Source organism: Soonwooa sp., assembly GCF_032062245.1.
GTDB lineage: Bacteria > Bacteroidota > Bacteroidia > Flavobacteriales > Weeksellaceae > Soonwooa.
The window spans coordinates 1-17,938 of the sequence record NZ_DAMBQF010000022.1; the positions used below are offsets into that span (position 1 = coordinate 1).

Annotated in this window: 18 protein-coding genes and 1 riboswitch; of the genes, 8 read left to right on the plus strand and 10 right to left on the minus strand. The window is 33.9% G+C overall.

Annotated features, from left to right (window positions below; genetic code table 11):
• Positions 1-155 precede the first annotated feature (155 nt).
• The gene (hemB, locus tag RT037_RS10320) at positions 156-1,142 is read right to left on the minus strand and encodes a porphobilinogen synthase (protein WP_313030803.1); all 987 of its coding nucleotides are present in this window, start codon (positions 1,140-1,142) and stop codon (positions 156-158) included.
• A gap of 107 nt (positions 1,143-1,249) precedes the next feature.
• On the opposite strand from hemB, the gene RT037_RS10325 reads away from it, so the two are divergent.
• On the plus strand, positions 1,250-1,612 hold the full coding sequence (locus RT037_RS10325; RefSeq protein ID WP_313030807.1) for a T9SS type A sorting domain-containing protein: 363 nt from the start codon (positions 1,250-1,252) through the stop codon (positions 1,610-1,612).
• A 70-nt stretch (positions 1,613-1,682) separates the two neighbouring features.
• Here the strand turns inward: RT037_RS10325 and deoC are convergent, their stop codons facing one another.
• The 7 genes from deoC to mutY form a co-directional block, all read right to left on the minus strand.
• Entirely contained in the window at positions 1,683-2,426 is a 744-nt protein-coding gene (gene deoC / locus RT037_RS10330) for a deoxyribose-phosphate aldolase (RefSeq protein ID WP_313030809.1), read from the minus strand.
• 74 nt (positions 2,427-2,500) lie between these two features.
• Positions 2,501-2,971, minus strand: coding sequence for an Lrp/AsnC family transcriptional regulator (locus RT037_RS10335; protein ID WP_313030811.1), 471 nt, complete (start codon positions 2,969-2,971; stop codon positions 2,501-2,503).
• A 346-nt stretch (positions 2,972-3,317) separates the two neighbouring features.
• Positions 3,318-3,998 carry a tRNA (guanosine(37)-N1)-methyltransferase TrmD gene (gene trmD / locus RT037_RS10340; RefSeq protein ID WP_313030814.1) on the minus strand — a complete coding sequence of 227 codons (681 nt, stop codon included), beginning with the start codon at positions 3,996-3,998 and terminating at the stop codon, positions 3,318-3,320.
• A gap of 1 nt (position 3,999) precedes the next feature.
• Complete coding sequence (locus tag RT037_RS10345) at positions 4,000-5,262, minus strand: NAD(P)/FAD-dependent oxidoreductase (RefSeq protein ID WP_313030816.1); 1,263 nt, start codon at positions 5,260-5,262, stop codon at positions 4,000-4,002.
• Positions 5,263-5,400: 138 nt separating this feature from the next.
• Entirely contained in the window at positions 5,401-6,465 is a 1,065-nt protein-coding gene (locus RT037_RS10350; RefSeq protein WP_313030818.1) for a hypothetical protein, read from the minus strand.
• Between the two features lie 11 nt (positions 6,466-6,476).
• Positions 6,477-8,297: a TonB-dependent receptor domain-containing protein gene (locus RT037_RS10355; RefSeq protein ID WP_313030821.1), complete on the minus strand. Its 1,821-nt coding sequence runs from the start codon at positions 8,295-8,297 to the stop codon at positions 6,477-6,479.
• Positions 8,298-8,323: 26 nt separating this feature from the next.
• A riboswitch (cobalamin riboswitch) is annotated at positions 8,324-8,508 on the minus strand.
• A gap of 22 nt (positions 8,509-8,530) precedes the next feature.
• Positions 8,531-9,571, minus strand: a complete 1,041-nt coding sequence (gene mutY / locus RT037_RS10360; RefSeq protein WP_312321896.1) for an A/G-specific adenine glycosylase — start codon at positions 9,569-9,571, stop codon at positions 8,531-8,533.
• Between the two features lie 46 nt (positions 9,572-9,617).
• Between mutY and RT037_RS10365 the strand changes: the two genes are divergently transcribed.
• The 6 genes from RT037_RS10365 to RT037_RS10390 all read left to right on the plus strand — a co-directional run bounded on the left by RT037_RS10365 (position 9,618) and on the right by RT037_RS10390 (position 15,558).
• Positions 9,618-9,911: an HU family DNA-binding protein gene (locus tag RT037_RS10365; RefSeq protein ID WP_079666019.1), complete on the plus strand. Its 294-nt coding sequence runs from the start codon at positions 9,618-9,620 to the stop codon at positions 9,909-9,911.
• A 280-nt stretch (positions 9,912-10,191) separates the two neighbouring features.
• A complete protein-coding gene (locus tag RT037_RS10370; protein ID WP_312321894.1) occupies positions 10,192-11,748 on the plus strand; it encodes a ribonuclease E/G in 1,557 nt (518 codons plus the stop codon).
• 138 nt (positions 11,749-11,886) lie between these two features.
• The gene (locus tag RT037_RS10375; protein WP_313030827.1) at positions 11,887-13,431 is read left to right on the plus strand and encodes a PglZ domain-containing protein; all 1,545 of its coding nucleotides are present in this window, start codon (positions 11,887-11,889) and stop codon (positions 13,429-13,431) included.
• Between the two features lie 208 nt (positions 13,432-13,639).
• A complete protein-coding gene (locus RT037_RS10380) occupies positions 13,640-14,029 on the plus strand; it encodes a hypothetical protein (protein WP_312321893.1) in 390 nt (129 codons plus the stop codon).
• A gap of 125 nt (positions 14,030-14,154) precedes the next feature.
• Positions 14,155-14,916, plus strand: a complete 762-nt coding sequence (locus RT037_RS10385) for an exodeoxyribonuclease III (RefSeq protein WP_312321892.1) — start codon at positions 14,155-14,157, stop codon at positions 14,914-14,916.
• A 9-nt stretch (positions 14,917-14,925) separates the two neighbouring features.
• Positions 14,926-15,558: a trimeric intracellular cation channel family protein gene (locus RT037_RS10390; protein WP_312321891.1), complete on the plus strand. Its 633-nt coding sequence runs from the start codon at positions 14,926-14,928 to the stop codon at positions 15,556-15,558.
• Between the two features lie 37 nt (positions 15,559-15,595).
• On the opposite strand, the gene RT037_RS10395 is transcribed toward RT037_RS10390, so the two are convergent.
• Positions 15,596-16,165: a DUF2892 domain-containing protein gene (locus RT037_RS10395; protein WP_313030834.1), complete on the minus strand. Its 570-nt coding sequence runs from the start codon at positions 16,163-16,165 to the stop codon at positions 15,596-15,598.
• Positions 16,166-16,281: 116 nt separating this feature from the next.
• On the opposite strand from RT037_RS10395, the gene RT037_RS10400 reads away from it, so the two are divergent.
• Positions 16,282-16,881, plus strand: a complete 600-nt coding sequence (locus RT037_RS10400) for a hypothetical protein (protein ID WP_312321889.1) — start codon at positions 16,282-16,284, stop codon at positions 16,879-16,881.
• Positions 16,882-16,908: 27 nt separating this feature from the next.
• Here RT037_RS10400 and RT037_RS10405 read toward each other — a convergent pair whose 3' ends face one another.
• The gene (locus RT037_RS10405; protein ID WP_313030838.1) at positions 16,909-17,937 is read right to left on the minus strand and encodes an FAD-dependent oxidoreductase; all 1,029 of its coding nucleotides are present in this window, start codon (positions 17,935-17,937) and stop codon (positions 16,909-16,911) included.
• Between the last annotated feature and the right edge of the window lies 1 nt (position 17,938).

Here is a 17,938-nt window from a genome sequence, read left to right on the forward strand (position 1 = left end):
ATTATCAACTAATTTACTTCCTTAATTATCCTAATGCAAACTTACCATGGAAGCGACATCCTTTTGTGGTGACGCGAGGCGACGGAGCGTAGCGGAGCCGACTATGCGTCACTATAAAAGATATAGCGAACAGCGGGATTAAGCTCCTAAAAAAATTATTTATTAAGTAGTTTGGCTACTTCTGGCGCTGCATAAGTGAAAATCATATCTGCACCAGCTCTTTTGATACTTGTCAAACTTTCGATAAGAACCTTGTCATTGTCCAACCAACCATTCTGCGCAGCGGCTTTTATCATTGCATATTCGCCGCTTACTTGGTAAACCGCAATTGGTTGCGTGATAATTTCGCGAACTTTAGAAACGATGTCCAAATATGGCATTCCTGGTTTTATCATGATAATATCAGCGCCTTCGGCAACATCATCCAAAACTTCGGTAATTGCTTCACGAGAATTATGAAAATCCATTTGATAGGTTTTTTTATCCTCTGGAATATCTTGCGAATCTACTGGCGCGCTGTCCAAAGCACTTCGGAACGGTCCGTAAAACGCACTTGCATATTTGGCGGCGTAAGATAAAATTCCGCAATCTGTATAATTGGCTTCATCCAAAGCTTCGCGAATTGCCAACACACGACCGTCCATCATGTCACTCGGAGCCACAATGTCCGCGCCAGCTTCTGCCAATGACACTGACATATTGGCAAGCGCTTCCAAAGTAGAATCGTTGTCCACTTTTCCGTTTTTGATGATACCGTCATGACCATAAATTGAATACGGATCCAAGGCAACATCAGGCATAATGATAACTTCTGGAACTGCATCTTTTATCGCTTTGATCGCAGTTTGCATAAGTCCGTTCGGATTCCAAGCTTCTTTTCCTGTGTTATCTTTTAGGTTGTCCGAAACCTTCATATAAATGTTGATAGCCTTGATGCCTAGCGCATAATTTTCTTTAACCTGCTGAACTGTTAAGTCCAAAGATTGACGAAAAACACCCGGCATTGAAGAAATGGCTTCCTTTTTGTTATTACCTTCCATGACGAACATTGGTAACACAAAATCGTTAGTTGTAAGTTGCGTTTCTTGAATTAGACTTCTAATAGACGCATTAGATCTAAGTCTTCTATTTCTTGTAAACATCAGTAAAAATTTTACTGCAAATTTACATCACAATTGTGGAATAATTATTGTATAATTGAAATGAATTAAATACATTTGTGTTTAGACTTTCAAAAAAGTTTATTTAAATGAAGAAATTTTTACTATTTATATTTTTTATCGGCTTTTCCTTTGCATTTTCTACTAAGATTAATGCTCAAGTTAGTAAAGCTAATTTTAGCATCAACTCAGGAATTAGTAAGAGTGATGACGGTGTTTTGGTGGCATATCCTAACCCAGCGAAAGATTTTATCATTGTAAAAGCAAAAGATAATGAGTCAAAAATAAGATCTGTGACTTTTTATTCTATTCTTGGTGTACAAGTTTTGGAATATAGCGTTAACATGAACGCTGCCGAAGTAAGACTAGACAAACTTCGTCCTGGTAAATATCTAATGCGTTATTTATTAGACGACAACACACAAAGAGTTACACAAATTATTAAACAATAATTAAAACTCTAGATAAAACAAAAGCCTCAACAAATGTTGAGGCTTTTTTATGTTTAAAACTTTATCTCTATTAATATCCGTCTTTTGAAGTTTCATCTTTTGTTAAAGCTAAAGCTGAAGAAGTGCCGATTCTTTTAACGCCAAGTTCAATCATCTTAACAGCGTCATCGTGCGATCTAACGCCACCTGCTGCTTTTATAGGAAGTTCACCAGCATTATCTAACATAATTTTGATTCCTTCAAAAGTTGCTCCATTTGGCTTACCTCCCTCTGTTTGATAAAAACCAGTTGATGATTTAACAAAGATATTTTTGAAATCCGTCTCCGAAAAATTCTCTTGTGACCAAATCCAAATTTTAGCAGTAATGTCAGCAATTTGCTCATCGGTTAAAGCAGCGATTTCGATAATCCATTTTGCAACTTTTCTGTTATCTAAAGCAAGTTTTGTACATTTAATAAATTCATTTTTCACTAAATCTGTTTCTCCTTTTTTGAAAGCTTCATAATTAATAACGAAATCTAATTCGTTAGCGCCATCTTTAATCGCTTTTTCAGCTTCTGCCAACTTTTCATCAATAGAAGCCGTACCTTCATGGAAACCAATTACAGTTCCTAAAATTACATTTGCTTTTTTAGCGTCAATGTAATTTCGGATTTCCGATACATATTCAGGACGAATCATCACAGCGAAAAGTTGATTATCAATTGCCTCGTCAGTTAATTTTTTAACGATTTTAATCGTTTCTTCTTCTGTTAATCCTGACTGAGCAGGCGTTTTAAGATATGTTGAATCTAAATACTTTTTAATATCCATAGTTGAAAATTTAATAGTACAAAGATAAAAAAAGAGCGCCATGTGTGCACTCTTAAAATCTTATTAAGTATCGATCAAACTTTAAGTTGACGATTAATACTTTGCTCCAGAGAGATGAAAGTTTCGGTTCTTGTAACCCCTTTTAAACTTTGGATTTGGTTGATAATGTCCATCAAATGATCATTATCTCTACAAAGCACTTTTAAGAAAACTGTGTAGTTACCTGTCGTGTAATGCGCTTCGATGATTTCGTTAATCTGTTTGAAAGCATCCACAGCATCCTTGTAATGACTTGGTTTTTCTAAATAAACACCAATGTACGATACAACCTTGTATCCGACCTTACGAGGATTAAGAAATGAAACTGAATTTTCGATAACACCAGCTTGCTCTAGTTTTTTGATACGCTGATGTACCGCGGTGGTAGAAATACCAACATTTTTTGAGATCTGCGCTAAGGATGTTTTAGCATTATCCATAAGCATGTAGATGATCTCCTTATCAACGCTGTCGAGTTGATAACCATAGTGTGTAGCACTTTTCATTATTATTAATTTTTACAAAACGGTTGAAACTTTACGAAATTAATCTATATTAATCAATTATCTATGCTTTTATAATAAAAATCATGTTTAAAGAATATTAAAATTAAACATTTAGGTGTAATATTATTCAAAATTTTCATAAAAAAAATGAGTTATCTTTAAAAAAATAACTCAACTAACTTTGCGAATAAAATCACAATAATTAAATATTATTAATCAACTATAAAGTAAATATACAAATAATTAAAAATATACTATTAATATTTTATCAATTAACACAAAATAAATACTTATCACACATATGGCATATACAAACAAAAAATTTTATCGTTGAAAAATAAAAATTTTACTTTTTTTCGAATAAATCGGGACGACGTTCTGTTGTAATCCTGATAGCCTCATCATGTTGCCAATCTTCAATAGCTTGGAAGTTTCCGCTCAACAGAACCTTTGGCACTTCTAGGCCTTTATACACATCTGGGCGCGTGTAGATTGGATAAGATAATAGATCATCTTGAAAACTATCTGTCAACGCACTTTGTTCGTCATTAAGAACACCAGGCAACAATCTAATGATAGAATCCGCCAAAACGCAAGCCGCTAATTCGCCACCCGTCAAGACGTAATCACCAATAGAAATTTCTTTAGTAATATGTAAATCTCGAACGCGTTGATCAATGCCTTTGTAATGCCCGCACAAGAATATTAAATTCTGAACCGTCGAAAGTTGATTAGCCATTCTTTGATTAAGCGTTTCGCCATCGGGCGTCATATAGATAATTTCGTCATAGTGACGTTCCGATTTTAATTTAGAAATACATAAATCTAGAGGTTCAACCATCATCACCATACCAGCTCCACCGCCATAAGGCGCATCATCAATCTGGCGATGTTTATTGGTTGCAAAATCTCTCACATTATGAAAGTGAACCTCTGCCAAACCTTTTTCCATAGCGCGTTTCAAAATTGAAGTTTCGAAAGGACTACGCATCAAATCTGGCAACACACTTATTATATCTATTCTCATATTATTGTTCTGTATTATTTTTCTTGGTAGAAACGATGATCAAACGAAGTGAAGAATCTTTATTAAAATAGCTCCACATCCAGTTAAAGAAGATCGCTATTTTGTTCCTCACGCTCAAAATAAGCATCAAATGTAGAAACATCCAGAAATACCATGCAAGAAAACCTTGAAATTTAAGATCTGGAAGATCAACAACCGCACGGTGTTTACCAATTGTTGCCATCGATCCGCGATCCACATATTCGAACTCGGTCCATTGACTAGACGATGAGCGACGAAGATTTTTTCCTAAAGTTTTCCCCTGGTTAATAGCAACATTGGCAACTTGCGGATGACCTTGTGGATATTTTGGTGTTTCCATATAAGCGATATCACCAATTGCAAAAATATTATCAAAACCAATAACACGATTGTATCGATCAACTTTATATCGATTTCTGACTAAATTTTCTTTATCAAATTCTCCAATAACATTACCCGTTACACCAGCCGCCCAAATCACATTATTACAAGGAATTGTTTTTCCACTTTGCATGAAAACCGTTTCGCCATCGTAGTCGGTTACACGTTCGTTTTTCATAAACGTAATGCCAAGTTTGACAAGATATTCTTCAGCTTTATTCTGAGATTCAACACTCATCGCTTCCAAAGGCTTTTCGCCAGAGCTAATCAAAATTATTTTGAGATGATCAAAACTCATGTGCGGATAATCGCGTGGAAGAATTTCGTTTTTCATTTCTGCAAAAGCACCAGCCAACTCTACACCAGTTGCACCACTTCCGACGATAACGATATTCCAGTTGCCATCATCACTTCTAGATTTTTCGATAATTAATTTTTCGAAAGTCATCAAAATATGATTTCTGATACTGATGGCTTCCTGTGTATTTTTCATTCCAAATGTCAAATTTTCCATTTTGGAATTCCCGAAAAAGTTGGTTTTACAACCTGTTGCAATTATTAATTTATCGTAAGAAAAAGTGCCTTCTTCACAAATTACACGATTTTCGGCAGTGTCAATTCGCTGCACCTCGGTCATTCTAAACTGAATATTCCGAGAACGTTGAAAAATTTTTCTGAAAGGAAAAGAAATATTAGAAGGTTCGATACGACCACTAGCAACTTGATAAAACAGTGGTTGAAACATGTGATGGTTAACCTTATCTATCAAAATAACTTTTTTGTTACTATCTGCATTCAGTTGTTTTGCCAATTGCAAACCAGCAAAGCCACCTCCTATTATTACAATTTTCTCCCTAATCATCGTTTAAAAATTTATACAAAAATACTCCAAATTTCTCGCTTTTAATGAATAGCAAAATCTATGCTTCTAAAATTTAATCCAAAAAAAAAACGACAACTCCGAAAAGTTGCCGCCATTTAATATTTTTAAAACTAAATTTTAGTTCTTGTAGAAACCGCTAACACCGTTACCCATGCTGAATGATTTTAATAAACTTCCTGTCATTGAATAAACCATCACCTTACTAGAAGAATTGAAGTTAACATCTGCAATGTAGATTTTACCATCGATAATATCAAGAGCATAAGGATAAAGATTTTCTGTACTTGGATAAGTGAACAACTTAGTTGGTGCTGCAGTACTAGTAGTTGCTTTTGTATAAACACCACGAGAACCATCCATAAAGTAAAGATTTCCTCCTGCAAATCTTAATTTATCTGCATTAGCAACATTTGCTAATTTTGAACTTTTGAAACTTCCTGTAGCTGCATCGATTTCATAAATATAAGAATCTTTTTTACCAGAAGAAAGCACATAAGCATAACCGTTTGCAGAAACCATATCTCTGATGATACCATCATCTGTAAGTGTAATTGTTTTTTCAATTGCGTTAGTGCCAGCGTTAACCGTTGTAATCGTGTGACCTGACGGGATTTCTGCATACGGCTCCGTTGTTTCATAGGCTGAGCCATCCGTTTGTACAACAACATAATTACCAACGCTAACTACTTTCTCTGCGTATCTATCAAAAGTAATCGTTTTAACTGGCGCGTTGTTCGCTGCATTAAAAACATTAAGAGCATATTTTCCGAAGAAATTATTAGTTGTGATGTACATGTTGTTTCCGTTAAATGCAATCGCTCTTGGTTGCTCAACTTGGAAAGTCGTCAACTTTTGGAAAGAATAACGATTGACAACCTCAACTTTATTAGAGTTATTAACAACCAAATAAGCTTTATCATTCTTAAAACCAAGTGTTTGTAAAACATCACCAAGGACTTGCTTATTATTATTTGCAGCAAAAATATTTTCGCTCATCGAAGCTAAATCTGGCGTAATGTAAGAAACTTCTCCTTGATTTTTATTAAAACCACCTTCGACACTTACAAGGATTCCGCCTTCATAAGCTCCTTTTGATACAATAACATCGTTATCATCCTTACATGCTATCATAAACAACAAACTCGCTGCGAAAACACTCGCAAATAGATTTTTAATTTTCATATATATATTTTTTAAAAGTTAAAATTCATGTTAACCGCAAAATTCCGTTTTGGCATGTAGTAAGCGTACACCGTTCTGTAGACTTCGGAAGTCAAATTATTGACTTTTACGCCAAGTTTTAAAGATTTAAGAACTTGAACATCCGCACCTAAATTAATAACGTAAAACGGATCCATTATATATTGTACAGACTCGTCACCATCACTGAAAATCTTAGAATTCCAGATAGATTGTAGATGCAATCCGAATATTTTATAATTAAAATTAGCCTCCAAACTCACTTTATGATAAGGCACGTAAGGCAATTGTTTTTTATTAGCTTGATCTTCTGATTTTGTAAAAGCATACGAAAGCATTGTACGATACGAGAAGTTTTGATACTTTTTTTCTAAACCTAATTGTGTTTCGACACCGTAAGATTTAACCTCGCCCGTGTTAGTCGCATGATACATTCCGTTTTTTCCGGGCACCCAACGCAACATATTTATAATATCCATATAATACGGCGTTACAGTAGCAGTCAAAGATTTCCATTTAAAATTGTTGGATACTTCAAATTGGTAAGAAGTTTCAGGTTTCAAATCTTCATTCCCACCTGGCTTCCAGTACAAATCATTAAAACTTGGTGCACGAAAATTTTTAGAAGCGCTAAATTTAATAGCGTAAAAATCTGCTACCGAATAATTACCCGCCACCGAAAAAAGGAATGGACTTTTTACCCCTTCCACAAATTCCTTCTTTGCGCCAACTTCCCAATTAAAATTTTTAATACTAAAATCTCGATACAATAACGCCGAAGAACCTTGTCGACGTTTAACAGAACCAATTCCAGTCTTAACACCTAAGGCTTCAATTTGACTAACCTCACCTAAAAAATTAAGTTCAGAATTTGCGTTTATTTGATATTTAAAATCATCTTTTAAAATGAATTGTTTCGTCCCGCCACCAGATTCGGAAGCAGCAAAATTAGAATTCATATAATATTGATAATCATCTTTAAGATGTGCAACTTTAAAATCGTTTTTAAAATTTTCATTCTTAAAATACCAACCAACAATACTTTTAAAACTTTGGCTTAAATACTTACTTGGTGTCGAAAATTCTGACAACAATGGATAATTTTGGATCGCATCAAAAATCTGACTTTGCGAGTAGATTTCGTTTTTATCATCAACTTTGTAAGCAAAACCTAAATTAACGCCAGTATTGTCATAAGCGCCATTTCGGTTGACATAATTTCTCTCTTCGACTTCGTAATTGTTTTTACTTCGGTTATGATTAACTGCAAATTGAAAGCTAAATTTATCGTTACTAAAACTAGTTTTCAATAAAGGATTTGAAGTTTCAAAAGACGCATACTCCGAAAAAACTTGCCCTTTAAAACCTTTATTATATCCAAACGAATTATTTAGGTGAATAGAGCCGCCAATAGCACCACTGCCATACAAAACACTTCCACCTCCGGATTTAACTGCGATGTTATCATAACCTAAAAGTGAAATATTATTGATATCGCCTTGTCCTAAAAACTGAGAATTAATGTTAATTCCGTTCCAAACAAAAGCGGTTTGCTGCGCTGTTGTTCCACGAAAAGAAGGCGAAGACACCATTCCACGGCCATTCTCTTTAATATAAATAGGCGTTTGGAAACTCAATAAATCTGAAAGTGAAGTGGCATTTTTGAGAACATCGTCCGATTTTATCACTTTAATTTTTGAAAAATTCTTAGCATTTTCAAATTGTGAATCAACGAAAACTGTGTCTATGACAGCTTCTTGGGCGAAACCAAAAACTGGAAAGATAAAACTAAAATTTAAAAAAAATCTCTTCATACTGATCACTTTTCTCCCGAAAGCCTTTTGTTAAGTTTAAACTTGGCAGGTCTCCTGACTTTCGTTGATTACATCCCTTCTCGTCAGCGACAATGGTCTTGATGCAATCTCTTTATACGATCTACAGTTGCGGGGACAGTTGAAGACTTACATTTCATTCCCTTTTAATTTCGGATTATTAAGCCCGAAAACCAATTTTGCAAAAATATGTAAAGTTTTTCTTTTAATTCAATTTATGATGAAAAGTATTTAATATAATAATCGTGTAGAGGTTTTGGAAAAGACTTTTGTTCGGCTTCAGTAAAACTAAAACTTAAAAAATCATTTTCAGTTTTTAGTTTATCAAAATCGGATTTATTTGGTATTAAAATTTTAGAAATCGAAATTTCTAAATTGCGATGTGTTAATTTATGTTGAATAACCTTCTCATGTTCTTCAATAAAATCAATTCCATTAAAATCTAAACTCTTTGGAAACTCAAACAATTTTTTCCAAATATCTGACGTGTCACGTTGTTTAACTAAAAACTGGTCATCATGATAAACGAATTGATAACTTAAGGCTAAATTTTCAACTTTTGTTTTTTTAAGTTTAACAGGAAATTGATTAATTTTTCCGATAGCAAACGCGTGACAATCATCTTGCAAAGGACAATCCGAGCAAAGTGGATTCTTGGGTTTACAAACTTCTGAACCCAGATCCATCATCGCTTGGTTAAAACAACCTGCATCTTTTTCAGGCATAATTAATTCTGCTAGTTCTGAAAAATATTGAAAAGCTCTAGAATTAGAAATATCAAAATCATCAGCAAATAACCTCGACAAGACGCGATAAAAATTACCGTCCACCGCCGCAACCTTCTCAAGAAACGAAATACTTGCAATCGCCGCTGCAGTGTATTTGCCAACACCTTTTAGTTTTAATAATTCGGAATAAGTCTTAGGAAATTCTGAATTGTAATCGACTACCAATTGCTTCGCCGCTTTGTGAAGATTAAGAGCACGAGAATAATAACCAAGCCCTTTCCAATAAAGCAAAACTTCCTCTTCATCTGCATTTGCAAGCGCATCAACATCAGGAAAACGCTCTACAAAATTGAGATAATGTTGCATACCTTGTTTGACTTGCGTCTGTTGTAACACGACTTCGCTAATCCAAATATTATAAGGATTTATACTTTTGCGCCAAGGAAGGTCACGTTTATGGGTTTGATACCATTTAAGTAGCTTAACGCCAATATAAAGAAAATCAGTCTTTTGTTTGTAAGTTTTCAAAAATATGTTTTATATTTGCACACCAAAATTATAAACAAAAAAGGAAATGACAAAGGCAGAATTGGTAAACATCATCTCAAATAAATTAGGCGTAGAAAAAAATGATACTCAGAAGGTTATCGAGGCATTCATGCAAGAGATAAGAACATCGATGTATAATGGAGACAATGTTTATCTAAGAGGTTTTGGATCATTCGTTATTAAAACTAGAGCGGCTAAAACGGGAAGAAACATTTCTAAAAATGTTGCAATTGAAATTCCGGCACACAATATTCCGGCTTTCAAACCATCAAAAACTTTTGTTGAGAAAGTAAAAACGAAAGTTGCAGTAAAGAACTAATTAATTTAATATTAACTTATAATAAAATTTCTAAATTATGCCAAGCGGAAAGAAAAGAAAAAGACACAAGGTTGCGACCCACAAAAGAAAGAAAAGAAGAAGACAAAACAGACACAAGAAGAAGAAATAACATTCTGACTCTCAGTCATATAAATATAAATATAGTTGGTGTTTTTCGCCGACTATATTTTGTTTTCTACATACCAAAAGTACAACGCCATATTGGCAAAAAATTGACTATTGATGTCTTTCGTAAAAGGCAATTATTAAAACAAAATTTATGAAGAAAGAATTAATCATTTCGCATGAGAATGATTCTTCACAGATTGCCCTGTTAGAAGACGGTAGATTGTTCGAGCTCCACGAGATCGAGTCAGAGTCTGACTTTGTCGTTGGAGATTTATTCCTTGGAAAAATTAAAAAATTGGCGCCCAACCTTAATGCAGCTTTTGTCAACATCGGATACGGCAAAGACGCATTTTTGCATTATCAGGATTTGGGACCGCAATTTTTGTCTTATCAAAAATTCTTGAAAGACACGATTGCAAAAAGACAAAACACGTCAAAACTTAAAGACTTTGCAATACAAAAAGTTATTGACAAAAATGGAACTATTGACAAAGTTGCCACTGCTGGAGATCTTGTTCTTATCCAAATAACAAAAGAACCAATCTCAACAAAAGGACCACGTATATCAACACAAATATCGTTAACTGGTCGTTTTTTGGTTTTGATACCATTTGATAATAAAATTTCGATTTCAAAAAAAGTAAAAGATCCAGCAGAAAAAGAAAGACTTAGGACTTTAATAGAAAGTATTCGCCCAGAAGGTTTCGGTGTCATTATAAGAACCGTTGCCGAAGGTAAAAAAGTTGCTGAACTTCATAATGACATGAATCAGCTTATCGAAAAATGGGACGATTGTTTCAAAAATATTCAAAAGAATAAAGTACCAAGCAAAATGTTAAGTGAGGAAGACAAAGCCTCATCCATCTTGAGAGATAACTTCAACCAAGATTTTGTCAACATTATTTGTGATGACGAAAGTATGGTTCGCGATATGAGAAATTATCTAGAAGTTATCGCGCCAGAAAGTAAAAATATTGTTCAGTTTTACGACTCGCCTACTCCGCTTTTGGAGTATTACAACGTCGAAAAACAACTGAAACAAAGCTTTGGGAAGAATGTTAACATCCCAAGCTCCAAAGGTGCATATCTTGTAATAGAACATACAGAAGCACTCCACGTTGTTGACGTCAACTCAGGTAACAATATTTCGTCTGCAACCACAAACAAAGCACATGCACTTAATGTCAACAAAATGGCAGCGACAGAAATTGCCCGACAATTAAGATTGCGAGACATGGGAGGTATCATCGTCATTGACTTTATCGACATGACAGATCCCGAACATCGAAAAGAATTATATGAGCATTTCCGAGATGAGCTCAAACGTGATAAAGCTAAGCATAAAGTTTTACCACCTAGCAAATTCGGACTTATCCAAATGACAAGACAAAGGGTACGTCCAGAAAAATATATTGAAACCAAGGAAGAAAATCCGAACAAAGACGGAGAAATCGCTGCGCCAATCGTTATTGTAGAGCGCATGGAAGAATCTATCAGAAACATTATCCAAAAGGAAAAGGGCAAATTGTATCTTCACGTCCATCCATTTGTAGAAGCTTACCTTACCAAAGGACTTATGAGCATCCAAAACAGATGGTTCCTTAGATACAAAAAATGGGTAACCATTATCCCACGAGATTCATTCAAGTACTTAGAATTCAAGCTCGTCAATTCCAAAAAAGAAGAATTGATGTCTTATTCCAACTAACAACTCAGACTTCGGTCTGAGTTTTCTTTTTTACAACATTAACTTATTTTAACGATAAGCAGAGGCTTTTTAATTTAAACTTAAGATAATTTGGTCGTACTTTTGATACAGTTCGAATACAAATTATACACTAAAAATATGTCAGAAAAAATTTTATGGATAGATGATGAAGTTGATTTACTAAAACCACATATCGTGTTTTTGGAAAACAAAGGCTACAAAGTCACACCAGTTAACAATGTTAACGAAGCGCTAGAACTTATAGAAAAAGAAAAATTTCAACTGACATTATTAGACGAAAACATGCCAGGTATTTCTGGATTAGAAGCTATCCCAATGATTAAAGAAAAGGATACAAGCTTAAAAATCGTGATGGTGACCAAGAGTGAGGAGGAGCATATTATGGAACAAGCTATTGGTTCGCAAATCGCCGATTATATCTTGAAACCTGTTAATCCGAACCAAATTTTATTATCATTAAAAAAGAATCTGCAAAGTGAGAATCTTGTAGAACAAAGAACAATTACCGAGTATCAGCAAGAGTTCCGTAACTTGAGTATGGAATTGTCTTACCTAAGAACCTTCCAAGATTGGGCAGAATATTACAAGAAAATTCTTAATTGGGAGATTAAATTCGATAAAGTATTCGACAGCGAGTTTGCGGATCTTTTACAATCTCAGAAAGAAGAAGCAAATATTCAGTTTTCAAAATTCATCGAAAAAAATTACGAAGATTGGTTACACGACCAAGATAAACCTAGCATGAGCCACACGCTTTTCAAAGAAAAAGTGAAACCAGAATTGGCTGATGAGAAAGTTCTTTTATTAATGGTTGACAACCTTCGTTATGACCAATGGAAAGTTATTGAGCCACTTTTCGCAAGATTCTATAACAAGACTTCCGAAGATTATTATTTCAGTATTCTTCCGACAGCAACACAATATGCGAGAAATTCATTTTTCGCGGGATTGATGCCATCTGAGATCGAAAAACGTTTCCCAGACAAATGGTTTAATGACAACGAAGAAGGTAACAAAAACGAACACGAAAGAGAGTTTTTGGAAGATCAAATGAAGCGTCTTGGTTTGTCAGGAAAATCGATGAAGTATCTTAAAATACTTAACGCGGATTTTGAAAGAAAAATCTTAGACGATTTTAACCAACATAAAAATAATGATCTTTTGGTGATTGTCTACAACTTTATCGATATCCTTTCTCACGCGAAAACGGACAACAATATTGTTGATCAACTCATTAGAGATGACAAAACTTTCAGATCGTTGACTTACAATTGGTTTGAAAATTCATCACTTTTAAAAATTATTAAAACTGCGGCAGAAAATGGATTTAAGTTGGTTATCACAACCGACCACGGAACTGTCTATGTTAAAAAACCAAGCAAAGTTGTCGGTGATAGAGAAACCTCGACTAACATCCGTTACAAAACTGGGCGTAGCTTAACCTACGATGACAGCGATGTTTGGGCAATTAACAATCCAGAAAAAATATTTCTACCAAAAGGAAATCTGAGCTCGAAATATATTTTTGCAAAGAACAATATTTTCTTGGCTTATCCTAAAAATTACAATCATTTCGTTAATTATTACAAGGAGACTTACCAACATGGTGGGATCTCGTTAGAAGAAATGATTATTCCATTTAGTATTTTGGAACCCAAATAGTTTTTTTCATAGTTTATTTAAATTTGGGTTACTGGCGGAAAAAATCTTTGATTTTTTCCGCCTTTTTTATTTTTAATTGATTTAAAAGAAAACAAGTTTTAGCTTCTAAAAAATATATTCCAAACAGATTGATATTTAATTTATTTTTGAAAAATCAAAAAGTCAGTTAACACCATCTAAACTTTACTTTCAAAAAACAAAATAAATTATGACAAAACGATTACTAAAAAAGAACATCTTAAATGTTATTTCTTTACCAATACTTTTCAGCCTGATGTCTTGTGAATATATGTTAGAACGCCGTATTGAAAAAGAACAACAAAACAATTACACCTCAAGATACATGGGTAATTGGGTTGGCACTTATAATGGAGCAGAAAGTGGTAATGTTTCCTTTAAAGTAATAAAAAATGGATATATATCTGGTACTTATGGGATAGAAGATGAGATTATAGGAGGAGCAGTTTTGGACGATGGCGGCTTGTTAAGTGTTCTTTCGGTTAATTCTGGATTTCATCTTTATGGAAATCTTAATCAAAATTCTGGTACTTGGAAAAAAGGTGATAAAATAGGAACTTGGACTTTCAAAAAGCAGTAAATACATTTGGTAGTTCATTAAAATTGTGAGAATGATTTAAAATTTATTTTAAAATAAATTTAAATTTTAAAGGCATTCTTCAAAAGCCAAACATATTTCCGACCTTTGCCATTAGAAAAACAAGAATGAAAATTATTTCTTATAACGTTAACGGCATTCGTGCTGCTTTTACTAAAGACTTTCTCGGATGGTTGACTTTGGCGAATCCCGACGTCATCTGTATCCAAGAAAGCAAAGCGGGTAACAACCAAATTGACATCGAAAGTTTTGAAAAAGCTGGCTATCACAGTTATTGGCATTCGGCAATTAGAAAAGGTTACAGCGGTGTTGGTATCGCTTCCAAAATAAAACCAAACCATGTTGTCTATGGTTGTGGCATCGAAAGTTTTGACAATGAAGGACGTATTATCCGAGCTGATTTTGACGATTTTTCGGTAATATCAGTCTATGTACCGTCGGCTTCAAATATCGATCGATTGGAGTTTAAAATGCAATTCTGCTACGATTTTTTAAGTTATATTAAAGAATTAAAAAAGACAATCCCAAATCTTATTATTTCGGGAGATTATAATATTTGTCACGAAGCTATCGATATTCATGATCCTGTGCGACTTGCAAATGTTTCTGGGTTTCTACCAATGGAACGCGAGTGGATGACTAAATTTATGGACGAATGTGGATTAATAGATAGTTTCAGATTCTTTAATAATCAACCCGATCAATATTCTTGGTGGAGTTATCGTGCGGCGTCGCGCGAGCGTAACAAAGGCTGGAGAATAGATTATAATATGGTTTCAAAAACTTTGGAAAATCGACTTTCGCGCGCTGTAATTTTACCAGAAGTAAAACATTCTGATCATTGTCCAGTTGTTGTTGAATTGAAATAAGCGTTTTTTATGCACGAACAGTTTAGTTTCATGATAGAAGTCCTTGGGACAATTGCCTTCGCTATGTCGGGAAGTTTCGCGGCAATGCAGAAACGTTTGGATCCATTCGGTGTTATCATTATCGCATTTATCACTTCTGTAGGTGGTGGTACGGTTAGAGATTTGCTTTTGGATGTTCCTGTTTTTTGGATGCACGATCTACGCATGTGCAGCATTATTTTGATCACTAGCATCGTCTCAATGATTTTTAAATCTTTAGAGAAAAACTTCCAAGTAACATTGTTTATTTTCGATAGTTTTGGACTAGGACTTTTTACTATAATCGGTGTACAAAAAGGTTTAACAGCCGAACTTCATCCACTTATATGTATTGTTCTTGGGACGATAACAGGTTGTTTTGGTGGAATTATAAGAGATATTTTATTAAACAGAATTCCATTAATTTTTAGAAAAGAAATCTATGCAACAGCATGTATCATTGGTGGCGCAGTTTTTTTATTACTTGTAAAATATGCTAACCTAAGTTACACTTTTGTTCAGGTTTTTACAATTTTATTAATTGTTGCTATTCGATCTCTCGCGGTCAAATATCATTGGCAAATGCCTAAATTCTACGATACGCCCAACAATTCTGAAATGTAAAATAAAAAAAGCTCCGAAAAATTTCGGAGCTTATATTTTAGTGGAATTTGCCTCTTTGTCTCATATGTGGATTATGCATATGTTTTTGCATCGATGGCATTTTCAGTTGTTCTTTTAACATTTTAATTTGGTCGGTCATCATCCCAGCCGAATCAAGGCTTCTTGCTTCTTCCAAAAGTTTAGTTGCTTCTTGTCTTCTACCTTTCGCCATAGCACCAGCAGCAAGATTAAGCGTCGCCATCGCACGATCGTGCTTCATATTCAGTCCATAATCTAAAGCCTTCTTCATAAGAGCTTCTGTTTTTGCTGGGTTATTTTCTTGCGCTGTTGTAAGTCCAATTAAATAATGGTAATAACCATATTGACTTTTATGAAGTTGACTTTCAAAATTTTTAATATTTGATAAAAACTGATTTGCTTTTTCAAAATTTTGCTTTCGAAGTTGCCAAAATGCCAATAAGATATATTCGTTTTTATAAAACAAAAGAATCGGAATAGCAGCTAAAATTACCATTACAATTCCCCATCCGATATTTCGGTTAAACATTAAAAATATACCAAAGCCGATAAATATGGCTGCTATTACAAATTTAATATACGTATTCATTCTAAATTTTTACGATGCAAAGATAAACAATGTAAAAGAAATTACAGAATTGTAACGTTGAATAAAAATAAATTCTCAAAAAAATAATCTATATTTAATCCGCAAAAATAAAACAAATGAAAAATTTACAGTATCCTCTTGAGTTTAAGTTCAAAGTAACAACACTTGCGAGCGATTTTACGATTACTGACAAAAATGGTCAAATGCAGGCTTATGTCCGTTCAAAAATTTTTAAACTAAAAGACGACGTACAAGTTTTTGATAGCGATGCAAAAAATCAAGTTTTGTATACCATTAAAGCTAATAAATGGATAGATTTTAATGCTTCTTACGCAATAACTGACCCTACTACCAACACTGAAATTGGAAAAGTTGCAAGAAAAGGATTGCGCTCTTTTTGGCGTGCAACATATAATATTTTGGATAATCGTGGCGAAAATCTTTTCACTATAACAGAAGAAAATCCTTGGGTTAAAATGTGGGATTCATTTGTTGGAGAATTGCCATTAATCGGGATGTTTACAGGATATTTCCTTAACCCAGCTTATATTGTTAAAGATCAAAATGGTCAAATTATTTTTAGACTAAAGAAAACCCCATCTTTGTTAGGACGTCGATTTGTACTTGATAGATTGGTTGAGATACCAGACGATCAAGAATCACTTTGTACACTTAGTTTGATGATGATGGTCCTGCTAGAAAGAGCAAGAGGATAACACAAAAAGCGACTTAAGTCGCTTTTTTTATTGAAATCGTTTAACATCAACTTCAGGAAAAATATCTTTCCCGACTTCGATATGTTCAAATAATTGTTTAGAAAAGAAACAGGAATTCATAACACCTCGAGCGCCCATTCCGTTTAAGACAAACATGTTTTCATGTTCTGCTTGACGACCAAGAATAGGTCTTCTATCATGGACAACTGCTCGAAAAGCGACATTGACTTCATCGATTTTATATTCTTTATCGAAAATCTCTTCAAGTCCCGAGGTTAGCTTATTAACAGATTCTGGAATAATCTCCAGAACAGTTTGATCCCATTCATAAGTTCCCCCAACAAAAAATTGCTTCTGATTTGTTTTAAACAAAAAAAATTTCTTTTTAATAATATAAGGATCGATTTCTATATCCGAAGAAATTAAAATCGAATGTCCACGATTGCCTTTAACAGGAAGATTAGAAAAATAAGGATTGTTGTTGACATTAACACCTTCGCAAAAAACAATTTTATCAAAACGAAAATCTTTATAGGTATTGGTTTCTAAATTTAATTCAGAAAAATCAAAAGCTTCTTTTAACCATAATTTATTTTTTTCTAAATAGGAATAAAAACTCCGAAAAAAAGCTTTGACATCAACTCTCAAAGAATCATGAACTCTACCAGATAGATATTCATTTTTAACAGATTTGAGTTTAATAAAATCTGTATCGAGGAAATCTTTTAAATCCTCATTTTCTGATTTTTTAAGCCAAAGATCACGCTCTACATCATCATGGAAAATACGAACAAGATTTTCTGAATTGATGAAATTTTGACCAAGATAAGTTTCCATCTCTGAAAAGTTGCTTCGGACAGTTTCTATTTCATTCTTAGCATTCCATACGCCCGTAAAACGTTTTAAAACAATTGGATTACAAACGCCAGCAGAAATCTCCGATGCTGACCTAACGCCATCAGAAATTAAAATAAAAGATTTATTATTTTTAATAAGTTGGTGCGCAAACATTACGCCCGCATAGCCTCCTCCAACGATAATATAGTCTAGCTTCATA

Coding starts and splice junctions, on each gene's coding strand:
- RT037_RS10365 (WP_079666019.1), top strand. CDS start 9,618: ATGACAAAGGCAGAATTGGTAAACATCATCTCAAATAAATTAGGCGTA.
- hemB (WP_313030803.1), bottom strand. CDS start 1,142: ATGTTTACAAGAAATAGAAGACTTAGATCTAATGCGTCTATTAGAAGT.
- RT037_RS10325 (WP_313030807.1), top strand. CDS start 1,250: ATGAAGAAATTTTTACTATTTATATTTTTTATCGGCTTTTCCTTTGCA.
- trmD (WP_313030814.1), bottom strand. CDS start 3,998: ATGAGAATAGATATAATAAGTGTGTTGCCAGATTTGATGCGTAGTCCT.
- deoC (WP_313030809.1), bottom strand. CDS start 2,426: ATGGATATTAAAAAGTATTTAGATTCAACATATCTTAAAACGCCTGCT.
- RT037_RS10375 (WP_313030827.1), top strand. CDS start 11,887: ATGTCAGAAAAAATTTTATGGATAGATGATGAAGTTGATTTACTAAAA.
- RT037_RS10355 (WP_313030821.1), bottom strand. CDS start 8,297: ATGAAGAGATTTTTTTTAAATTTTAGTTTTATCTTTCCAGTTTTTGGT.
- RT037_RS10400 (WP_312321889.1), top strand. CDS start 16,282: ATGAAAAATTTACAGTATCCTCTTGAGTTTAAGTTCAAAGTAACAACA.
- RT037_RS10390 (WP_312321891.1), top strand. CDS start 14,926: ATGCACGAACAGTTTAGTTTCATGATAGAAGTCCTTGGGACAATTGCC.
- RT037_RS10370 (WP_312321894.1), top strand. CDS start 10,192: ATGAAGAAAGAATTAATCATTTCGCATGAGAATGATTCTTCACAGATT.
- RT037_RS10345 (WP_313030816.1), bottom strand. CDS start 5,262: ATGATTAGGGAGAAAATTGTAATAATAGGAGGTGGCTTTGCTGGTTTG.
- RT037_RS10350 (WP_313030818.1), bottom strand. CDS start 6,465: ATGAAAATTAAAAATCTATTTGCGAGTGTTTTCGCAGCGAGTTTGTTG.
- RT037_RS10395 (WP_313030834.1), bottom strand. CDS start 16,165: ATGAATACGTATATTAAATTTGTAATAGCAGCCATATTTATCGGCTTT.
- RT037_RS10335 (WP_313030811.1), bottom strand. CDS start 2,971: ATGAAAAGTGCTACACACTATGGTTATCAACTCGACAGCGTTGATAAG.
- RT037_RS10385 (WP_312321892.1), top strand. CDS start 14,155: ATGAAAATTATTTCTTATAACGTTAACGGCATTCGTGCTGCTTTTACT.
- RT037_RS10405 (WP_313030838.1), bottom strand. CDS start 17,937: ATGAAGCTAGACTATATTATCGTTGGAGGAGGCTATGCGGGCGTAATG.
- RT037_RS10380 (WP_312321893.1), top strand. CDS start 13,640: ATGACAAAACGATTACTAAAAAAGAACATCTTAAATGTTATTTCTTTA.